13 protein-coding genes are annotated in these 18,749 nt (G+C 46.7%); all 13 read right to left on the bottom strand.

Going from position 1 to position 18,749, the window contains the following annotated elements; genetic code table 11:
* Positions 1–47: 47 nt before the first annotated feature.
* The 13 genes from IX315_RS06905 to IX315_RS06845 all read right to left on the bottom strand — a co-directional run bounded on the left by IX315_RS06905 (position 48) and on the right by IX315_RS06845 (position 18,066).
* The gene (locus IX315_RS06905) at positions 48–1,772 is read right to left on the bottom strand and encodes an ABC transporter ATP-binding protein (RefSeq protein WP_211837297.1); all 1,725 of its coding nucleotides are present in this window, start codon (positions 1,770–1,772) and stop codon (positions 48–50) included.
* Positions 1,765–3,543, bottom strand: coding sequence for an ABC transporter ATP-binding protein (locus IX315_RS06900; RefSeq protein WP_211837296.1), 1,779 nt, complete (start codon positions 3,541–3,543; stop codon positions 1,765–1,767). The genes IX315_RS06905 and IX315_RS06900 overlap by 8 nt, the downstream gene beginning before the upstream one ends.
* Before the next feature lie 21 nt (positions 3,544–3,564).
* Complete coding sequence (locus tag IX315_RS06895) at positions 3,565–5,934, bottom strand: efflux RND transporter permease subunit (protein WP_211837295.1); 2,370 nt, start codon at positions 5,932–5,934, stop codon at positions 3,565–3,567.
* Between the two features lies 1 nt (position 5,935).
* The gene (locus IX315_RS06890) at positions 5,936–6,613 is read right to left on the bottom strand and encodes a class I SAM-dependent methyltransferase (RefSeq protein WP_018358192.1); all 678 of its coding nucleotides are present in this window, start codon (positions 6,611–6,613) and stop codon (positions 5,936–5,938) included.
* 151 nt (positions 6,614–6,764) lie between these two features.
* A complete protein-coding gene (locus IX315_RS06885) occupies positions 6,765–6,962 on the bottom strand; it encodes a hypothetical protein (protein ID WP_018358193.1) in 198 nt (65 codons plus the stop codon).
* 23 nt (positions 6,963–6,985) lie between these two features.
* Positions 6,986–7,615 carry a TetR/AcrR family transcriptional regulator gene (locus IX315_RS06880; protein ID WP_026215631.1) on the bottom strand — a complete coding sequence of 210 codons (630 nt, stop codon included), beginning with the start codon at positions 7,613–7,615 and terminating at the stop codon, positions 6,986–6,988.
* A gap of 441 nt (positions 7,616–8,056) precedes the next feature.
* A complete protein-coding gene (gene dnaB, locus IX315_RS06875) occupies positions 8,057–9,607 on the bottom strand; it encodes a replicative DNA helicase (protein WP_211831905.1) in 1,551 nt (516 codons plus the stop codon).
* An 8-nt stretch (positions 9,608–9,615) separates the two neighbouring features.
* Positions 9,616–11,403 carry a translation elongation factor 4 gene (gene lepA / locus IX315_RS06870; protein WP_018358196.1) on the bottom strand — a complete coding sequence of 596 codons (1,788 nt, stop codon included), beginning with the start codon at positions 11,401–11,403 and terminating at the stop codon, positions 9,616–9,618.
* 110 nt (positions 11,404–11,513) lie between these two features.
* The gene (locus IX315_RS06865) at positions 11,514–11,972 is read right to left on the bottom strand and encodes a Rieske (2Fe-2S) protein (protein ID WP_018358197.1); all 459 of its coding nucleotides are present in this window, start codon (positions 11,970–11,972) and stop codon (positions 11,514–11,516) included.
* Positions 11,969–12,418 carry a hypothetical protein gene (locus tag IX315_RS06860; RefSeq protein WP_211639395.1) on the bottom strand — a complete coding sequence of 150 codons (450 nt, stop codon included), beginning with the start codon at positions 12,416–12,418 and terminating at the stop codon, positions 11,969–11,971. The genes IX315_RS06865 and IX315_RS06860 overlap by 4 nt, the downstream gene beginning before the upstream one ends.
* A gap of 43 nt (positions 12,419–12,461) precedes the next feature.
* A complete protein-coding gene (pyrE, locus tag IX315_RS06855) occupies positions 12,462–13,094 on the bottom strand; it encodes an orotate phosphoribosyltransferase (protein WP_244973115.1) in 633 nt (210 codons plus the stop codon).
* A 137-nt stretch (positions 13,095–13,231) separates the two neighbouring features.
* Complete coding sequence (gene nifJ, locus IX315_RS06850) at positions 13,232–16,792, bottom strand: pyruvate:ferredoxin (flavodoxin) oxidoreductase (protein WP_211829688.1); 3,561 nt, start codon at positions 16,790–16,792, stop codon at positions 13,232–13,234.
* A 47-nt stretch (positions 16,793–16,839) separates the two neighbouring features.
* A complete protein-coding gene (locus IX315_RS06845) occupies positions 16,840–18,066 on the bottom strand; it encodes an AAA family ATPase (protein ID WP_211639394.1) in 1,227 nt (408 codons plus the stop codon).
* Positions 18,067–18,749: the final 683 nt, after the last annotated feature.

The following is an 18,749-nucleotide window of genomic DNA, read 5'->3' as shown; positions in this document are numbered from 1 at the left end:
CTCCTCCAATTTGCTCCAACGACTTATTCAGCAGTCTCTATTGGTTTTTATCCCATTGACTTCTCAAGCATCTTTCGGTAGGTTGCCGATTGCATCTGCAGCTCTGCGTCAGTGCCCATAGCCTCAATCTTGCCCTGATTGAGCAGCACGATTTTATCGGCTCCGCGAATGGTACGCATCCGGTGGGCGATGACAATGACCGTCTTGTTCTTAATCAGTTCCGACAAAGCCTCCTGTATCAGACTTTCGTTTTCCACGTCGAGCGAGGCGGTAGCTTCGTCCAGCAAGATGATGGGAGCATCTTTCAGTATGGCTCTTGCGATGGAGATACGCTGTCGCTCACCACCGGAAAGCCGCTCGCCGTTCTCGCCTATGACGGTGTCCAGACCTTCGGGCATACGATCGACAAACTCATCGCAGCGGGCTATTTTGGCTACACGGCTCACTTCCTCGTCTGTAGCTCCTTTTTTACCTATACGGATATTGTCTTTTATGCTGGCGTTGAATAGCACCACATCCTGAAAGACAATGGCGTAGTTTTTCAGCAGCGTTTCGGGGTCTATCAGGCTGATGTCCTCGCCACCGAGCGAGATTTTCCCCTGCTGAATATCCCAGAAACGGGCTGCCAGCTTGGTAAGTGTGGTTTTACCGCTTCCCGAAGGTCCGATGAGAGCAGTAACTTCACCCTGCTTAGCAGTGAAACTTACGCCGTTGATGACGGTATAGTCTTCGTAGCCGAATACTACATCTTTGAAATCTATATTGTAATCCTTGGGATTCATTTCCTGTTTGCCTTCCTGAACGGGCATTGTTTTAATCTCCTTGATGCGCGCCACCACGCCGTCGAGAGCTACAATCATCGCCATAAAGGTGAGAATTTCCTCAATAGGCAGATAAATGCTTGCCGTGAGAATGAGATAGGCGATATAGACAAGGATGTTGATCTCTCCGGCAATCAGCATATTGGCACCGACAATCGCCACCGTGACGATACCGAGTTTCATCAGCATACCACCCAGTGAGATGGCTATACCCGAAGAAAGTTCGGCTTTTACCTTGGAGCGGGTGCTATTGTCTACCTTGTTGTTGAATTCGTCTAACAACCGTTCTTCCAGGTTATAGGATTTGATTTCCTGTATTTGATCTATCTTCTCCTGTAAATCGTCGAACACCTTGCGACTGCTTTCCACGAGTGCGTCCACAGCTTTGCGTTGTTTCTTTTTAGAAAGGAAGAAGGTCAGTAACGAGACAGGCACGACCCATAGTGCCGCCAATCCGAGCTGCCAATTGTAGGCGAGTATCATAATGGAAATGATAATCGTGGAAATGACTGTGGAGTAGATCTGCGGTACGGAATGAGAGAATATACTCTCGTAAAGATTCAGGTCGTTCATCATAGTCGCAGAAAGATCGGATACATCGCGCTTGCCGAAATAAGAGAGTGGTAGCTTCTTCAGACGGTTGGCTATATCGATGCGAGAGTTGGCACTCTCGTTATAAACATTGTCGTAAAGGCGTACATAATCCCACCTCGCCACGAAAAACATTACCAACAACATCGCTACGATGATGACGATATAGTTCGTGAGTGTCAGCTCTGCCGGTGCAGGAACACCCTCCAGACCGCCCAGGTATTGGAATAGAAACATAAATCCGATGATGGGCGGAAACATTTTGGTCAGATTCAGGATGGTATGCGAGAATATGGATTTTTTCAGGTTCTTCGCTCCCTGATCCGACATAGCGTATTTTTTCTTCAAGAAATTATTCATTTTGACCTCCTATTTTCCAGTTGGCGGATTTCTGATATTCGTCCCACAGTTTTTTGTAGGCACCGCCTTGGGTTAATAATTCATTGTGTGTACCGCTTTCCACTATTTTGCCATTTTCCATCACAAGGATTCTGTCGGCATTAACCACAGTGGAGAGCCTATGAGCAATCATTAATGTGGTTTTGTCTTTCGACAGCTCTTTGAATGAAGCCTGAATGATATGCTCATTTTCGGGGTCGGCAAAGGCGGTCGCCTCATCGAGGATGACGAAGTCGGCGTCCTTCAGGAAAGCCCTTGCAATAGAAAGTCGCTGGGCTTCACCCCCTGAGAAATAGGTTCCCTTGGTTCCGTAAATCGTATCCAAACCCTTTTCCAAGTTATCAACAATCTCTTTAGCTCCGGCTCTGACGAGAGCTTGCTCTATCTCCTCATTACCGGCGTTGGGATTCCCCAGCAACAGGTTCTCGCGCAGGCTCATCTTGAAGAGCTTGGATCTTTGGAACACAAAAGCAATCTTCTGCATCAGCGCCGATTTCCCGTATTCCCTGATGTTGGTACCTCCGATGAAAATTTCGCCCTCATCTGCATCGTAGAAGCGAGCAGCCAGACGTGCTACGGTGGTTTTCCCTCCTCCCGAAGCACCGACCAAGGCAACTGTTTCTCCTTTGTTTACCTTGAACGATACGTTGTCCAGCACTTTTTCTTTTCCGTATGAAAAAGAGACGTTCCTGAACTCCAACCCCTCTCCAATCGCTGTTTTTGCACCATAAGTGAGATCATCGTAATCCAAAGCTGCGTCGATTTTGTCCAATGCCAACTCAGCGAAGTAGGTGAAGTTTCGAATAGCCGCACTTCGATACATAAAAATGCCGAAGACGGGGCCTATCAACAGATAGATAACGGAATTGCCCAGCACCTGCCGCACATCGCCACCGGAAGTAATCATCATAATGGCAATGGGAACCAAGAAGAATGCCGTAGAGCTTGAGATAGCCTCGTACAGCGACATTTTGTTTTTGAAGCCCATACTCCACCGCACCACGAAATCTTTCATCCTTACAATGAGCGAATAGAAGCGATCAAAGCTCTCCACGCTCTGGGCAAAGGTCTTCACTACCGGTATGCCGCGCACGTACTCTACCGATTCGGCGGAAAGGTTGGCAAGCCCTTCGTAGTATTCTTCCCGCATCTTAATACCCTTTTTGGTAGTCATAGTAGCCATAACCAATAGGCTTATGACCATCGGAATCAGGCTAGCCAACCCTAACCGCCAGTCGAAAAGGAAGAAGAAGATCAATAGCACTATGGGCGAAACAATCGTCATTGCAAGATCCGGTAGCTGATGCGCCAGCATACTGTGGGTCTCTCCGGCACCATCGACGATAGTCTTGCGCAGGTTACCGCTTTCGCGGTTGGCAAAAAAGCCCAACGGTTTCGCCATCATCTTCTTCACGCTAAGTTTGATGATGTTCGCCTCCACCTCGAAAGCGAAGAGGTGAGATACCATTAGCGCAAAGAAATAGAGCAACATCCCTGCTGCGGCAAAACTCGCCGCCAGAATTGCATAATGCCGTATGGAAACTGCATCGACATTGTTACTCAAGATAATCCCGCTGACAATCTTATGGATATAGACCATAGGCATCAGCACCAAAATACCCGAAAGGGCCGAAAACACCATCGCCAGTGAAAGCATATAGCCTTTTCTGCCTGCGTATGGCAGCAGCCGCTTCAGAACGGGCGTTTTCTTCTGTTTTTGTGTACTATTCATTTTCAATTCAATTATGTTTGTTTATTCTACCTGAGTTTTGTCTGTATTTGTCTCTTTTCCGAACAGGCGGAATTTCTTAAACAGTATAGGCGTCACACAGAGATCGGCAAGAAGAGCCGATGCAATACCCGCTACGGAGAGTATTCCCATATGTATAAAGGAAAGGCTCTCAGAGGTGGTATAGATGGCGAAGTTGGCGCAGATCACCACACTCGTCAGCACGATAGGTGTCCCGATGGTGCGGAACGAGCGGAGAATGGCACCCCGATAATTGCCTTGGCGGTCGAATTCCAAATGACCGTGGTTGATGAAGTGAATGGTGTCGTCCACCGCCAAACCGAGAATCATCGGCATAATAGTGGCGGTCATCATATCCAACGGATAACCCAACCATCCCATCAGCCCTCCTACCACCAAAGCGGGGGTAACGTTGGGTATCAGACCGATAAGCCCGATACGTACACTACCAAAGACAAGCATCATCAAGATACCGATGATAAGGAGGGAGATAGCGAATGAAACCATCTGCCCACGGGCTATATACTGCATCATAACCGTGAATTGAGGCATACTACCCACAGTAGTAACTGTAGCTTGAGGGAAGAGTTTGTTGGCGTAAGCAACAATGTCTTGTAGCTCCCGCTCTGTCTTCCCTGAATCGTATGAATTCATCTCGACCATCAAGCGAAGACGTCGGTAATCGTAATCGATCCAATACTCTGCTTCGCTGCCTCCCGCATTTTCATAAAGAAGTAACAACTGTGCCACCTCTTCTGGGTTGTGAGGGATGGTATAATAAGAGGCATCCCCATCGTGCAGGGTTTGGTTCAGGTCTTTGAGGATATTCAATACCGTGGTTGTGCGTTTGGTCGATTTATACCTGTCTGCGTGTTGTGCCAAAGAATCTAATCGAACAAGGGCTTCGGGCGATTTCGCCAATCCATCGTCAGGCAGTTCTATCATCACATCATAGGTGTAGATAGACCCTAGTTCGCTTTCGCCCACTTCCAAAAGGTTATTGACGTAGGCTATCTTTCGTCCCATAGTACGCTCTACATCGAAGGCGGTCTCTATCTTGGTGAATTGATAGATAAGGACAACCGTGATTAGTCCCGCAAGACATAGAATCAAGGTCCCGTGCTTAAGTACACTTTCACCTATCTTCTCCAGTTTCCGATCCAACCACCGCCCTCCTGTTTCCTGCACCTTGGGATGTGGCTTTCCGTCCTTACCAAAACTAAGGAGCACAGGCATCAATGTGATGGCAATAAAGAACGCCAGCATCACACACGAAGCGGTCGCTATACCAACAAAACGCATAGGTTGCATCGGTATGGCGAGGAAAGAAAGCAAGGCAGCAAAGGTGGTGAGTGCACTAAACAGCACCGGCCACCCCATTTCTTTGACGGTTTCTTCTACTGCTTGTTTTCTCTTCCCGTGTATGAGGAATTGGCGTTTGAAGTAAGAATACACGTGGATGTTGTATGCAATGGAAACAGCAAATGCCAGCAGCATTGGAATCATCATCATACCACTGTCTATCGTCATTCCGACATATCCCAATATACCATACACGATAACAATGGAGCCTACGGCTGTGACAAGCGGCACAACTACTCCCCTAAAGGAGCGCGTTACGAGTAGCAGGATAAGTATGGAGACAAGGGCTGCGATGCCCAATACGCGAGGCATTTCCTTGTTTATCCATTTCATTTTCACAGCTGTTACATAGGGCAGTCCTGTTCCCTTGGGATGCAATGCCTTGTATTTATCTTTGGTGATGATGTGCTCCAGTTCATTACCTGTCAGTACTTCAGGAGAGATCGGTTTCTTCCCTTTATTCCACACCGAATCCTCCGGGAAAGCACGCAGTTTGAGTATGATCCACGAGAGTGTTCCGTCTTTGGAAACAAGCCGCTCTGCAACGTGAGGTTTCAGGTAAGCCTTGCGGCGTATCTCCTCCAGTTCCATCGGATCTGACGGGATTGTTTCGGGGACAATCTGTTCGATAGTCATACCCTCTTCACTGCCCATCATAAATTCGATGTCAGTGAGAGACGTGATTTTGTCGGCGTACGAAAGGCTGTCCACCATCTCGTTCGTTAGTTCACGGATCAGCTCCAAATTCTCTTTCGTAAACGAATTGTCGCATCGGGTCAGTACCGCCGCAAAGTTGTCATTGCCGAATATCTCCTTAAACTCTTCGGTCTTGACAAGCATTGGGTCATCTTCAAGGAAATAGTCTTCCCAAGCGGCACTCACCTTGAAGTATTTAAGTCCCATAACTCCAATCGCAAGGATGAGGATAAAACCTCCCAACACGACCCAGCGATTCCGCATCATCCATTTGCCTCGTAGGGCAAACCAATCGTTGATTCTTTCTATTTTCATATCATTTGTTATTTGTAAATCCTTTCATACAGTTAAAGACCAGAATTGATCGGTAGTTATGTGCCGTAACCTGATTGCCATAAAAGAGCTGCAATAGATCTATCGCTTCCTGTTTGCTTAGATGTGGCGGCACGAAAAGTCCCTTTCTATTCAGGATGTTGCGCACAATCCAATCAGCCGGTTTACGCTCGCCTTGGATATAGAAACTCCCGCAAAAGAAGCCGCCCGGTTTTAGTACCCGAAAGATTTCGGCTAGAGCTTTCTTCTTGTTGGGAAAGCAGTGTAATCCATTCATAGACAATACGCCATCAAAACTATTATCAGAATAAGGCAGATGTAGTACATCGCCTTGCCGAAGCGTCGTATTATGCAATTTCATCGCTTTTATACGATCTTGCGCAGTATTAAGCATCGCTTGGGAATAGTCTACACCCGTAACTGCGGCTTGTGGAATGCACCAATACTTTTCGGCAGTGAAAACCATCGTACCCACGGGGACATCCAATAAATGCCCAGTAAAATCAGGAGGTATCATTTGCAGTACCTCACGCGCAATGGCATTATCATCTACACGCCAAAGGCAGCGCATATAAAGCCGACTCCACCATTTGCGCCCGATAAGCACATCGTCATAACGGCGTGCAATGCGCTCGTATGCCTTATTCTGTTGTTTTTTCATTGTTATGACTCTTGAAAAACTATTTAGAGCAGTATATCAATGGTTCAAAAACGAACAAACGTTCACTTTGTTCAAAAACAAAGCGAGCCACCCCTATGGGCGGCTCGCCTTATAAAGTCTGTTCTCATAGAGAAAGATGCTATCATCCCTCCTATGAGTTCTTACTATGCAGACACTCCGTATCATTACTTTCGTGCTGTACATTAGCAGCATCATTATCTAGCACTTTGCTACAAGAGCTATAGCTCCTCCTCCTTTGCGCAACCCATGACTCTTCACACAGGAAAAGCCCATCGACCCCCTGCACTAGAGTCATACACTCGTCGTTAATAATGTTTATTATACCCATATTTCAAATGAATCAAGATTTAGTTATCTCTCTTTTCGATCTACATTCATGAGTTTCTCCCATCCTCCTGTGCTAAAGAGGATATACTCACTAATAAAACACTCTATCTCCTCCTGAGAGAGTTCTTCATGTAACACTACTTCTCTCATCATGCTGATCCACCAAGAGCAAGTGAAATGCATAAAAAAAGGGGAGATATTCGTACGTAACCCCGGATAGAGCTCTTTCATCCTTTCCAAATACTCCATTCCGATAGATGTGCTTTTCTCAATCCACTGTTCCCAAAAATATTTGAACCTAGAATCCTGTGTATCAAGAAACAACAACTTCAACTCTTTACGATAACGGATTATAATACCCATTACCTCCAGCATAGAATTACGATGGTATTCCTCGGAGGTAAAGATTTCTAGGGACAGACTTTCGTCACGATTATGATTGTCTAGCATTCCGTTCATCTCATCTATGAGTGGCTGCAATACAACTGCCAATAAATCATCCTTACAGGGATAATAATTGTAAATATTGCTCAGCCCAATACCAGAGAGCTTGGATATCTCACGCATCGATACAGCTTTATAACCTTTCCGAAGAAAGGCTTCTCGAGCTGTTTTCATCAATAAATGACGTCTATATTCCTTTGTTGTCTGCATGGGATAAATGAATATTCTACCTTTTCATAGGCAAAGGTCGTTACCTTTTTGGAGAAAAGCAATACCCAATAATAATGATATTGGGCGAATAAAATGGAAATAATATCCCTACAAAAGAGTACTCCTTGTAGGATCTAGAATAATAGAATAGGCGTGGACATCTATTGAGTAGCTTAAGAATATGATGTGTAGAGGTTCATCGCCACCAGCACCTCGGTATAGAACTTAATAATTCTTCATAGTAAAGCAATTGCCGTCTCTGTCTCTTTGCGGTGGATTATATACTGAGCAAAGAAAGTCTCTCTCCCGCGAGGGACTTTGTGGGAATTAGCTATTAATAAGCTCCACTATACAAGTAAAATAGGTGGCTACACAGAGTATAGTATAGCCACCTATGTATTAAATACTTACCTCTATACCCTAGAGGTATCCGAACGTTCGTCAGACGCTGAAGCCACTATCGGGAGCACTATCCATAAGAGGATCTGCTCCCTGAGGTGTAGAAGTTCCCACCTGGTTCATCTTGCTTGTAAAGCGGCCTGTATTATTAGATTGTGCCAAACCCTGAGCGCTAGCGAACTTGATGATGCTGCTTTGGAACCTTAGTAGGACGGTATCGACACGTCCATTACGATGCTTAGCTATGATAAATTCTCCCATATCCTTCATGCTCCTACCATCCTCATCCTCTAGAATGCCATAGTACTCAGGACGGTGAATAAAGCAAACCATGTCGGCATCTTGCTCTATCGCTCCCGACTCACGAAGGTCTGAGAGCTGTGGGCGCTTCCCCTCCTTTGGACGGTTCTCTACACCACGATTGAGCTGCGAGAGTGCTATCACGGTAATGTTAAGCTCCTTTGCCAGTTGTTTGAGTGAGCGAGAAATGGTACTCACCTCCTGTTCACGATTCGCATTACTCTTGAGCCCACTCGCTGTCATCAGCTGCAAGTAGTCGATGATAATGACCTTCACATCGTATTGGCGAACGAGTCGCCGAGCTTTACTTCGGAGGTCGAATACCGATAGACCTGCGGTATCATCGATAAAAAGGGGCGCTTGCTCTAGTGTGCCGATACGCTGATCAAGTATCTGTAGCTGCTGAGGAGAGAGCGAGCCTCGCTTGATGTCATCATTGGGAATCTCAGTGTGGTTCACAATAAGACGGTTAATTAGCTGCTCTTTGCTCATCTCCAAACTGAATATAGCTACTGCAGCCTGATGCTCCACTGCCATATTACGAGCCATGGAGAGCACAAAGGCGGTCTTGCCCATAGCCGGACGCGCAGCAATAATCACAAGATCAGTAGGGTGCCAACCGAAAGTGATTTCATCTATCTCAGGGAATCCGGAGCGCACGCCATGATTGGTAACCTCGCCATTGACAATATCCTGCATCTTCTGCACTGCCGTAGGGACAAGATCCCCCACAGCTTGTACTTCGTTGCCATCCCTACCTTGGGTAATCTCGAAGAGCCTTTGCTCGGCATCTTGCATCGTATCTGTCACCAGAATAGTAGGATCGAACGAATTGGAGATGACCTCATTACCGAAAGAGATAAGGTCGCGCTGCAATTTCTTATCGAAAAGTAGGCGAGCATGGTACTCGAGGTGCGCTGTACTATTGACTAGGGTACTTAGCTGGGAAATATAGACGAGCCCATTGGTAGCTGTGAGCTTGTCATTAAGCCTCAGCTGCTCAATAACCATCTGAGCATCGATTGGCTTCTCCTCTAGTGCTAGCTGCCTGATTGCCTCGAAGATATACCTATGCTTGGTATCGTAGAAACAATCGGGCGTAAGAATTTCTCCCACTATAGGGAAGGCGTCACGCTCTAGAATCAAGGCGCCTAGCACCAGTTGTTCCACCTCTATATTATTAGGTGGGACGCCCTTACCAAGTTCTTTTGCTACCGTCCTAGACTCTAGCATTCTACCACGCTCCACCTCGTCAGGATAAGCGTATGCCGTCGTAAATTTCTCTACACTCATAATCCCCCTTAGTCTAGCTTGAGCACTGCAAGGAATGCCTTTTGTGGCACCTCTACATTACCCACTTGCTTCATGCGCTTCTTTCCTTCCTTCTGCTTTTCCAATAGCTTACGCTTACGAGAGATATCACCTCCGTAGCACTTCGCTGTTACATCCTTTCGGACTGCCTTAATGGTCTCTCTTGCAATAATCTTGGCACCAATCGCCGCTTGGACTGCGATATCGAACTGCTGCCTTGGGATGAGCTCCTTTAGCTTCTCGCACATGCGCCTACCCATGTACTGAGCATTATCGATGTGGGTTAGGATAGAGAGGGCATCCACCGACTCTCCATTGAGGAGGATATCCACCTTCACTAGTTTGGAGCGCTGGAAATTGCTCACATGGTAGTCGAAGGAAGCATAACCCCTAGATACACTTTTCAACTTATCGTAGAAGTCAATCACGATCTCCCCTAGGGGCAGATCGTAAATAAGCTCGATACGATTACCAAAGAGGTAATCTTGCTTTACGAGTGTACCTCTCTTGCCAAGGCAGAGGGTCATGATAGGCCCTATATAATCGGTGGTGGTAATAATCGAAGCCCGAATCATTGGCTCCTCGATATAATCAATACTGGCTATGTCGGGCAGACCAGAAGGATTGTGTACCTCTATCGTATTGCCCTTTTTATCATATACCATGTAGGAAACATTGGGCACAGTGGTAATCACGCTCATGTTGTACTCCCGCTCTAGTCGCTCCTGCACAATCTCCATGTGCAGAAGACCAAGGAAGCCACAACGGAATCCAAACCCAAGAGCCGCTGAGCTCTCAGGCGTAAAGGTAAGAGAGGCATCATTGAGCTGTAGCTTCTCTAAGGAAGTGCGGAGGTTTTCAAATTCATCTGTCTCGATAGGATACACACCTGCGAATACCATTGGCTTGACCTCTTCAAAGCCAGCAATACCCTCCTTCGCACCACCTTGCACATGAGTAATCGTATCCCCCACTTTCACCTCACGGGAGGTCTTGATGCCTGAAATAATGTAGCCTACATCGCCAGTACGCACTTCCTTACGTGGCTCCATATCTAGGCGTAGAATACCTACCTCATCGGCATCGTACTCTTTGCCTGTGGCGATAAACTTCACATGGTCTCCACTCTTGAGCACACCATTCACAACCTTGTAATAGGCTATGATACCACGGAAAGGATTGAATACGGAGTCGAAGATAAGACACTGTAAAGGCGCCTCTGGATCTCCCTCTGGTGAAGCAATGCGCTCTATGATAGCCTCAAGTATCTGCTCCACACCTTCGCCAGTCTTTCCGCTAGCACGGATAAGCTCCTCCTCTTTGCACCCGAGTAGTTTCACCAACTCATCGCCTACTTCATCGGGCAGCGCACTAGGGAGGTCTACTTTATTCAGGATTGGGATGATAGTAAGGTCGTGCTCCAGAGCCATGTAAAGGTTAGAAATGGTCTGTGCCTGTACGCCTTGCGCTGCATCTACAATCAATAACGCGCCCTCACATGCTGCGATAGAGCGTGATACCTCATACGAAAAGTCTACGTGCCCAGGAGTATCAATCAAGTTGAGCGTATACGCTTCCCCTTTGTAGGTATAGTCCATCTGGATAGCGTGGCTCTTGATAGTGATGCCACGCTCTCGCTCTAGATCCATATTATCTAGTAACTGATCCTGGGCATCCTTCTCTGCTACCGTCTTGGTATACTCTAACAAGCGGTCTGCGAGCGTACTCTTGCCGTGATCGATATGTGCAATGATACAGAAATTGCGAATATGCTTCATTTATCTTTCCTAATGTAATTTCCTATGGTGCAAAGATACCCAAAATAGAGTAATAGAAGAGGAGGCATACCGATGGCTCTCTCATTAGAGAAACCATCGGTATACCTCCTTTATCTTACCACAAGGTGCTCTCCGACTTGTGTAACCCGATAGTCCTGAAGGGGGTAATGCCCTTCACCAGATACGGGATGAGCCAAACCTAGTGAGAGGTCATAGACCGTATGGCACCTAGGACACTCAGCTGCAAGTAACCGACTACCATCTTGTACCATCTCCACGCCGATAACTGTAGGCCAACAGTGAGGACAAGCTAGGTCGAAAGCACAATACCTCCCTCCGGCTTCATGAGCTACCACAATGCCTCTATGCCCCAAATATTGACCCTCTAGGGTAGCACGCTCAAATAGCATATAAGATAGCGGCTCCCGCAACCCTCTCCCCTCGTGATCCAAGCTCACTTCCAATTGCACTCCTAAACGAGGTAGAGGATGTTGCCCCTCTATCTCTATCCCCTCTCTAGCACAAGAGGTGAGTAGGAGGAGTACTACGAAAGCCGATAGCCCTCTCACTTCTCCAGAGATGTGCCCTTGACAAGTCTATCGAAATCTATCTGCTCCAATAGCTTTGCCACCTTATCTAGAGCTGGCTCTACCTTACCTTTCACCATTCCAGAAAGGAAAGAAGGCATACTTACCTCTACTGATATCTGACCAAGGGTATGTACTTCCTCGTGCTTAGCAAGGCTAAAGACAAGAGCAACAGGCACAGGAGACTTCACCGTCTCATACTTCACCCTATTAGGGGCGACTACCTCACTGCGCTTCAGTACCACATTGCCCGCCATAGGGAGGGTAAGATGAATCTCTTCGCCTACTAACTCCACCTTTACGTCATTGCCTAGTTTATCTCCATACTTCTCCAGAAGAGGCTTTAGGTGAGATGGGCTTTCCACCAATCCAAAGACCGTATTTATATCTTTCTTAAGCTCTATAGGGCGACTCGAATATGTCTGCATATAACTTCTTCTATATTATTACTTATTGGCTATAGCCATTGTATCACTTCCCCCAGTTAGCTGGGTCTTTGCGCCACTCGCGGAGCATCTCAAGGTCGTCACCCGAGATATAACCGCTCTCTATAGCCTGCTCCACGACAGTATCATAGTTGCTGAGGGTGTAGAGCTGCACGCCAACTTCGGCAAATACCTCCTCGGACTTTGCAATACCATGGGTATAGATAGCCACCATACCGAGCACCTCACAGCCGTGTGCACGAAGTGCCTCTACAGCCTTCAGACTACTCCCTCCGGTACTAATCAAGTCCTCTACCACGACTACCTTATCTGCGGGACCGATACGCCCTTCTATAAGGTTCTCCATTCCATGATCCTTAGCTTTAGAGCGGATATAGCTAAAAGGTAGTCCCATAAGATCTGCCACCAAAGTCCCTTGGGCAATAGCTCCAGTAGCCACACCACTAATGGCTGTTACCCCTGGGAAGTGAGCCTTTATCGTCTCTGCGAGCGACTCCTTGATATAGGTACGTGCCTCTGCATCTGATAGGGTTACTCTATTGTCACAATATATTGGACTCTTCCACCCTGAAGCCCAAGTAAAAGGAGCCTTAGGGCTTAACTTCACAGCCTCAAGCCTCAACAGGTGCTCTGCCGTTTTCTTTGCTATCTCACTCATATATTATTCATCTATGTGTACAATTATACTTCTTTCAAAGATACCAAAATCTATCTAACTTCTCGGCAAAAAAGCGAGGGCTAGTATGGAAGTTCCACACTAGCCCTCAATACAATTATCTTTACCTTAGTCGAAGATTACTCCTTTGTAAATGGAGCATCTAAGTTAAACTCGCTACGGAGCTTATACTTGTGGTACCTACGCTGAGCATCTTCCTTAGCCACGGCAAATAGCTCCTCTGCCTCCTGTGGATACTTCTTAGCAAGCGAGTTGTAACGCACCTCACCCATTAGGAAGTCATGGAACTTACTCCAGTCTGGCTGCTTAGAATCGAGAGAGAATGGGTTCTCGCCCTTCTCAATCAGTTCAGGATTATACCTCCAAAGGTGCCAGTAACCGCACTCTACAGCTAGCTCCTCTTCCTTCTGGCTCTTACCCATACCAGCCTTGAGACCGTGCTCAATACATGGAGCGTAAGCAATGACTACTGATGGTCCATCAAATGCCTCTGCCTCGCGGATGGCCTTGAGAGTCTGAGCCTGGTTAGATCCCATAGCTACCTGAGCAACATAGATATAACCATAGGTGGTCATCATCATACCAAGATCCTTCTTGCGGATACGCTTACCAGATGCTGCGAACTTAGCAATAGCACCAGTTGGGGTACTCTTTGAGCTCTGACCTCCGGTATTTGAGTAAACCTCGGTATCGAGTACCAAAATATTGATATTCTCACCGCTAGCGAGCACGTGATCTAGACCACCGAAGCCGATATCGTATGCCCAACCGTCACCACCGAGTATCCACTGTGAGCGCTTTACGAAGTAGTTAGAAAGAGCATCGAGAATACGCACATTCTTGTGGCTACTTGTGCGAAGTGCTGCAAGCACCTTGTCGCTTGTCTCACGGCTCTTATTGCTATCCTCATGGTTGTCATACCACTCGCGGAGTAGCTCTACATCGATAGGAGCCTCCTGCTTACCCTCAACCATCTCACCTACAATGCGCACGAGACGCTCGCGGAGCTTACCTGCGGCAAGGTGCATACCAAGACCGAACTCGGCATTGTCCTCGAATAGAGAGTTAGCCCAAGCTGGACCCTGACCAAGAGCATTGGTGGTGTATGGCGTACTTGGTGATGAAGCTGAGTAGATAGAAGAACAACCAGTAGCATTAGCAACCATCTGGCGGCTACCGAAGAGCTGAGTGAGGAGCTTAACATAAGGAGTCTCACCACAACCAGCACAAGAACCGCTGAACTCAAATAGAGGTCTTGCGAACTGAGAGTTCTTTACATTGGCAGCGACATCAACAAGATGTGCTTTATTAGTTACCTTCTCATAAGAGTAATCCCATAGTGGCTGTAGGTGCAGCTGGCTTGAGATAGGCTTCATAGTAAGTGCCTTCTCACCCTTCTTACCTGGGCAGACATCAGCACAGTTACCACAACCCATACAGTCGAGCACATCTACCTGGATGCGGAACTGCAGACCCTCGAATGACTTACCGATTGGCTTGAGTGTATCATAGCCCTCTGGTGCGTTCTTAACCTCCTCCTCATCGAGTAGGAATGGACGGATAGTAGCGTGAGGACATACAAATGCGCACTGGTTACACTGGATACAGTTCTCGATATTCCACTCAGGAACCATTGCGGCTACACCACGCTTCTCAGAGTTGGAGGTACCATTTTCCCAAGTACCATCTTCACGACCTACGAAGGCAGACACTGGCAGCCCATAGCCCTCACGAGCATTGATAACACGGACAATATCCTTTACAAAAGGCGTATCATTTGGATGCTCCACAACCTCGTCGTCTGGGAGGTTAGCCCACTCAGCCTTTACTGGAACCTTTACGAGCAATTCACCACCCTTATCTACAGCTTGGTTGTTCTTGCTGACTACTGCATCGCCCTTATGTCCGTAGCTCTTCATGATGAACTTCTTCATCTGCTCTACAGCTAGTTCGTAAGGGATAACGCCAGTAATCTTGAAGAATGCAGACTGGAGAATCGTATTGGTGCGGTTACCTAGACCAATCTCCTGAGCTATTTTAGTAGCGTTAATCATGTAGAAGTTGATATCATTCTGTGCGAAGTATCTCTTCATCTTATTAGGCAGATGCTTCTCTACCTCGTCGATATCCCAGATACTATTGAGCAAGAATGTACCGCCCTTTCTTAGCCCCTTAGTAAGATCGTACATACGTAGATATGCAGGTACGTGGCAAGCTAGGAAGTGTGGCTGGTTTACATAGTGCGTGCTACGGATACGCTTATCACCGAAGCGAAGGTGGCTACAAGTAAATCCACCTGACTTCTTAGAGTCGTACTGGAAGTAAGCCTGTACCCACTTGTCCGTATTCTCACCGATAATCTTGATAGAGTTCTTATTAGCACCTACGGTACCATCGCTACCTAGACCATAGAACATACACTCATAGGCACCGTTATCGATCTGTGGATCCTCTACTACAGGAAGAGAAGTGAAGGTAACATCATCTACAATACCAATGGTGAAGTTATTCTTTGGCTCTGGGAGCTCAAGGTTGTTGAATACTGCGACAATCTGACCAGGAGTAGTATCCTTGCTAGATAGACCGTAACGACCACCCACTACGACTGGTGCATTCTCAGTGCCATAGAGCGCGCTCTTTACATCATTATATAGAGGCTCGCCCACTGCGCCCTGCTCCTTAGTACGATCGAGGACTGCAATCCTCTTCACGGTCTTAGGAAGTGCGCCTAGGAAGTGCTTTACAGAGAATGGACGGAATAGGTGAACCGTCATCATACCAACCTTCTTCTTACCCTGAGCATTGACATAGTCTACCACGTCCTTACCCATCTTGGTTACAGAGCCCATAGCAATGATTACATTCTCTGCATCCTCCGCACCATAATAGTCAAATAGGTGGTGCTGACGTCCAGTAATCTTTGCAATCTCGTCCATGTAGTGCTGTACTACATCTGGCACGCTGGTATAGAAGCTATTGCTAGCCTCACGAGCTTGGAAGAATACATCATCGTTCTGTGCTGTACCCCTAGTAGCAGGGCTATCTGGAGCGAGTGCACGCTTACGGAATGCGTATAGAGCCTCCTGATCTACGAGTGGACGGAGGTCTTCCATCTGCATCTCCTCAATCTTCTGTATCTCGTGAGAGGTACGGAAACCGTCGAAGAAGTGAATAAATGGCACCCTTGTCTTGAGAGCTGTAAGGTGAGCTACAGCAGCAAGATCCATCACCTCCTGTACAGAAGCAGTAGATAGCTGAGCGAAACCAAGCCCACGAGCACTCATCACATCCTGATGGTCACCGAGGATTGATAGCGCATGAGAAGCTACAGTACGTGCTGCCACGTGGAATACTCCTGGGAGGAGCTCACCAGCAATCTTGTACATATTAGGTAGCATCAGTAGCAGACCCTGTGATGCGGTGAACGTAGTAGTCAGCGCACCTGCCTGTAGTGCACCATGCACAGCACCAGCAGCACCAGCCTCGCTCTGCATCTCCTCCACCTTCACTGTCTCGCCAAAGATATTGAGCCTACCCTCAGCGCTCCACTGGTCGATATACTCCGCCATGGTGGTTGATGGAGTGATAGGATAGATCGAAGCCACCTCGCTAAACATATATGCGATATGTGCAGCGGCCTGATTACCATCACACGAAACAAATTTCTTTTCTCTTGCCATTTTAATTACAAACCAAAAATATGATTATATATTATATGTGTATTGTCTTAGTACAAAAAACCGAAAAGCCAGATCGGTATATCCAACCCCTCTCCCAGATATTTTCCACAGAGCGCATGGATAACATCGGGACGGCTGCTCCTGCGGCGATCTCCTTTGTTGAAGCACCGCACAGGATACTTCCCGTCTACCAAAAAGTCTACACCATTCTCCTCCGATAGCTCTACGTGCAGACCAGCATCCTGCACACTCTGTAGAAAGAAAGTCTTTGCCCTTAAGGCGAAGTCCATATCTCCCTCTTTCATCACCGTGAGGATATTGGTATCATTGAGATACACCCTATCAGGCTTGCGTGGGTACTCCCCTCCATCCTTATAAATAAGGCGCACCATACGGGCGTCCGATAGGTACTTCAGATAGTTCATTACCGTAGCACGGCTAGTGTCTATCTCGCTACTGAGGGATGAAACATTGGTGATACCATCCTTTTGTTGCCCTATTAGGTAGAGTAGCTTCCTCAGTTTAGGCAAATAAGTAGGTGCAATCTGTCGGATGTACACAAGGTCTACCTCCAGCAGCATATTCATATTACGCACCAATCCTTCGCCAAAAAGCGACAAATCTCCCGTGGGCGGATAATAGCCATTCCGCATATAGCGAGCAAAGTCATCCATGGGTATCACCTCCTTGGAGATATCATGGGCAATCTGCTCATGGTGATGCACCAATTCCTCCATCGTCACCGCAGGGAAATCTAGGCTATGGTGGTAATTGAGGTATTGCCTAAATGAAAAGCCATACAAGTCACACACCACCACCTTTCCCTTAAGTTCAGGATAATCCTCCTCCAAAGTCATCATACTAGAAGCCGTGAAGACGATTCGGAGCTCAGGGAAATCCCTATGACACTTTGCCAACTCTATATCCCAACCAGGATACTTGAAAATTTGATCCAGTAGCAATACCCGACCTCCGCTATCCCTATACTCTTGTGCGAAATGGTAGATAGAGTGATTGGAAAAATAAAAGTGATTGAGATTGACATACAGAGCTGCCTTAGGCTCATGCTCACTAAGAATCTTGCCCAACTGCACAAGCTGATAAGTCTTACCAATACCACGAGTGCCTCTAAGACAAACAAGCGAAGCATTACCACTCTTCTCAGCGCACAATATACTGCGAGTGGAGTCCAAAGCGAGACCGAAAAACTTCTCTTCGGCACGCTCCTTGTCCCCTACTGGTAGGCACATATCGCTTCTCAGAATGCTACTCATAATGGCTAACTATCAATGATGCCACAAAGGTACACTTAATTTCGGAAAATGCCAACTCTACATTGCAGAAAAAGGTATTTAATTACCATATCCACCATAAGTTACTACGATATCCTCCCCCTCTTCTACCCATTTATAGGTAACTATACCTATAAAAAAATTAAGAACGCCACCCCGCTACCACGATGATACCTCTAACACAAACCAGCAATGCACCTCGCACAATCGCCCTCCCTATCACGCATGACCATTTAATATATACTAATTAGTGCATTTAATATATATTAATTAACCCATTTAGTATATATTAAATTGGATGATTAGTATATATTAAATGGTCATGCATTAGCATAGATCAGCTAAGTGGCTCTACTAAAAGGGTTTTATCGAATCTATTACAAAGACTCACTGCCAAGCCTTACCCCATGCTCTTTAGATTTAATTGACCTTATATCATGGCAGACCAACTAACGACTTGACCCTATGTCCGTGTGTTGCCCCTAGCCTATTGTTCTCTACTCCCCCTATTCCCTTGGAAACACGTGCGCTAAGTGATTGAACTTATCAGGATAGCGACCATGAATCCCAAAGAGCTTTAATCCTAATAAGAGAATGTTGTACGAAGTGCCATTCTCGTCGATTTGCAAGCAAATCGGCTGAGACGTTGCACGGTGGTGAAATAC

Source organism: Porphyromonas levii (assembly GCF_018206105.1).
In the GTDB taxonomy this organism is placed as follows: Bacteria; Bacteroidota; Bacteroidia; order Bacteroidales; family Porphyromonadaceae; genus Porphyromonas_A; species Porphyromonas_A levii.
This window is presented reverse-complemented; position numbering and strand designations above follow the sequence as displayed.

What these genes read in the sequence shown, in the direction of transcription:
- IX315_RS06905 (WP_211837297.1), bottom strand. Translation starts at nt 1,772, where the DNA reads ATGAATAATTTCTTGAAGAAAAAATACGCTATGTCGGATCAGGGAGCG.
- IX315_RS06900 (WP_211837296.1), bottom strand. Translation starts at nt 3,543, where the DNA reads ATGAATAGTACACAAAAACAGAAGAAAACGCCCGTTCTGAAGCGGCTG.
- IX315_RS06895 (WP_211837295.1), bottom strand. Translation starts at nt 5,934, where the DNA reads ATGAAAATAGAAAGAATCAACGATTGGTTTGCCCTACGAGGCAAATGG.
- IX315_RS06890 (WP_018358192.1), bottom strand. Translation starts at nt 6,613, where the DNA reads ATGAAAAAACAACAGAATAAGGCATACGAGCGCATTGCACGCCGTTAT.
- IX315_RS06885 (WP_018358193.1), bottom strand. Translation starts at nt 6,962, where the DNA reads ATGGGTATAATAAACATTATTAACGACGAGTGTATGACTCTAGTGCAG.
- IX315_RS06880 (WP_026215631.1), bottom strand. Translation starts at nt 7,615, where the DNA reads ATGCAGACAACAAAGGAATATAGACGTCATTTATTGATGAAAACAGCT.
- dnaB (WP_211831905.1), bottom strand. Translation starts at nt 9,607, where the DNA reads ATGAGTGTAGAGAAATTTACGACGGCATACGCTTATCCTGACGAGGTG.
- lepA (WP_018358196.1), bottom strand. Translation starts at nt 11,403, where the DNA reads ATGAAGCATATTCGCAATTTCTGTATCATTGCACATATCGATCACGGC.
- IX315_RS06860 (WP_211639395.1), bottom strand. Translation starts at nt 12,418, where the DNA reads ATGCAGACATATTCGAGTCGCCCTATAGAGCTTAAGAAAGATATAAAT.
- pyrE (WP_244973115.1), bottom strand. Translation starts at nt 13,094, where the DNA reads ATGAGTGAGATAGCAAAGAAAACGGCAGAGCACCTGTTGAGGCTTGAG.
- nifJ (WP_211829688.1), bottom strand. Translation starts at nt 16,792, where the DNA reads ATGGCAAGAGAAAAGAAATTTGTTTCGTGTGATGGTAATCAGGCCGCT.
- IX315_RS06845 (WP_211639394.1), bottom strand. Translation starts at nt 18,066, where the DNA reads ATGAGTAGCATTCTGAGAAGCGATATGTGCCTACCAGTAGGGGACAAG.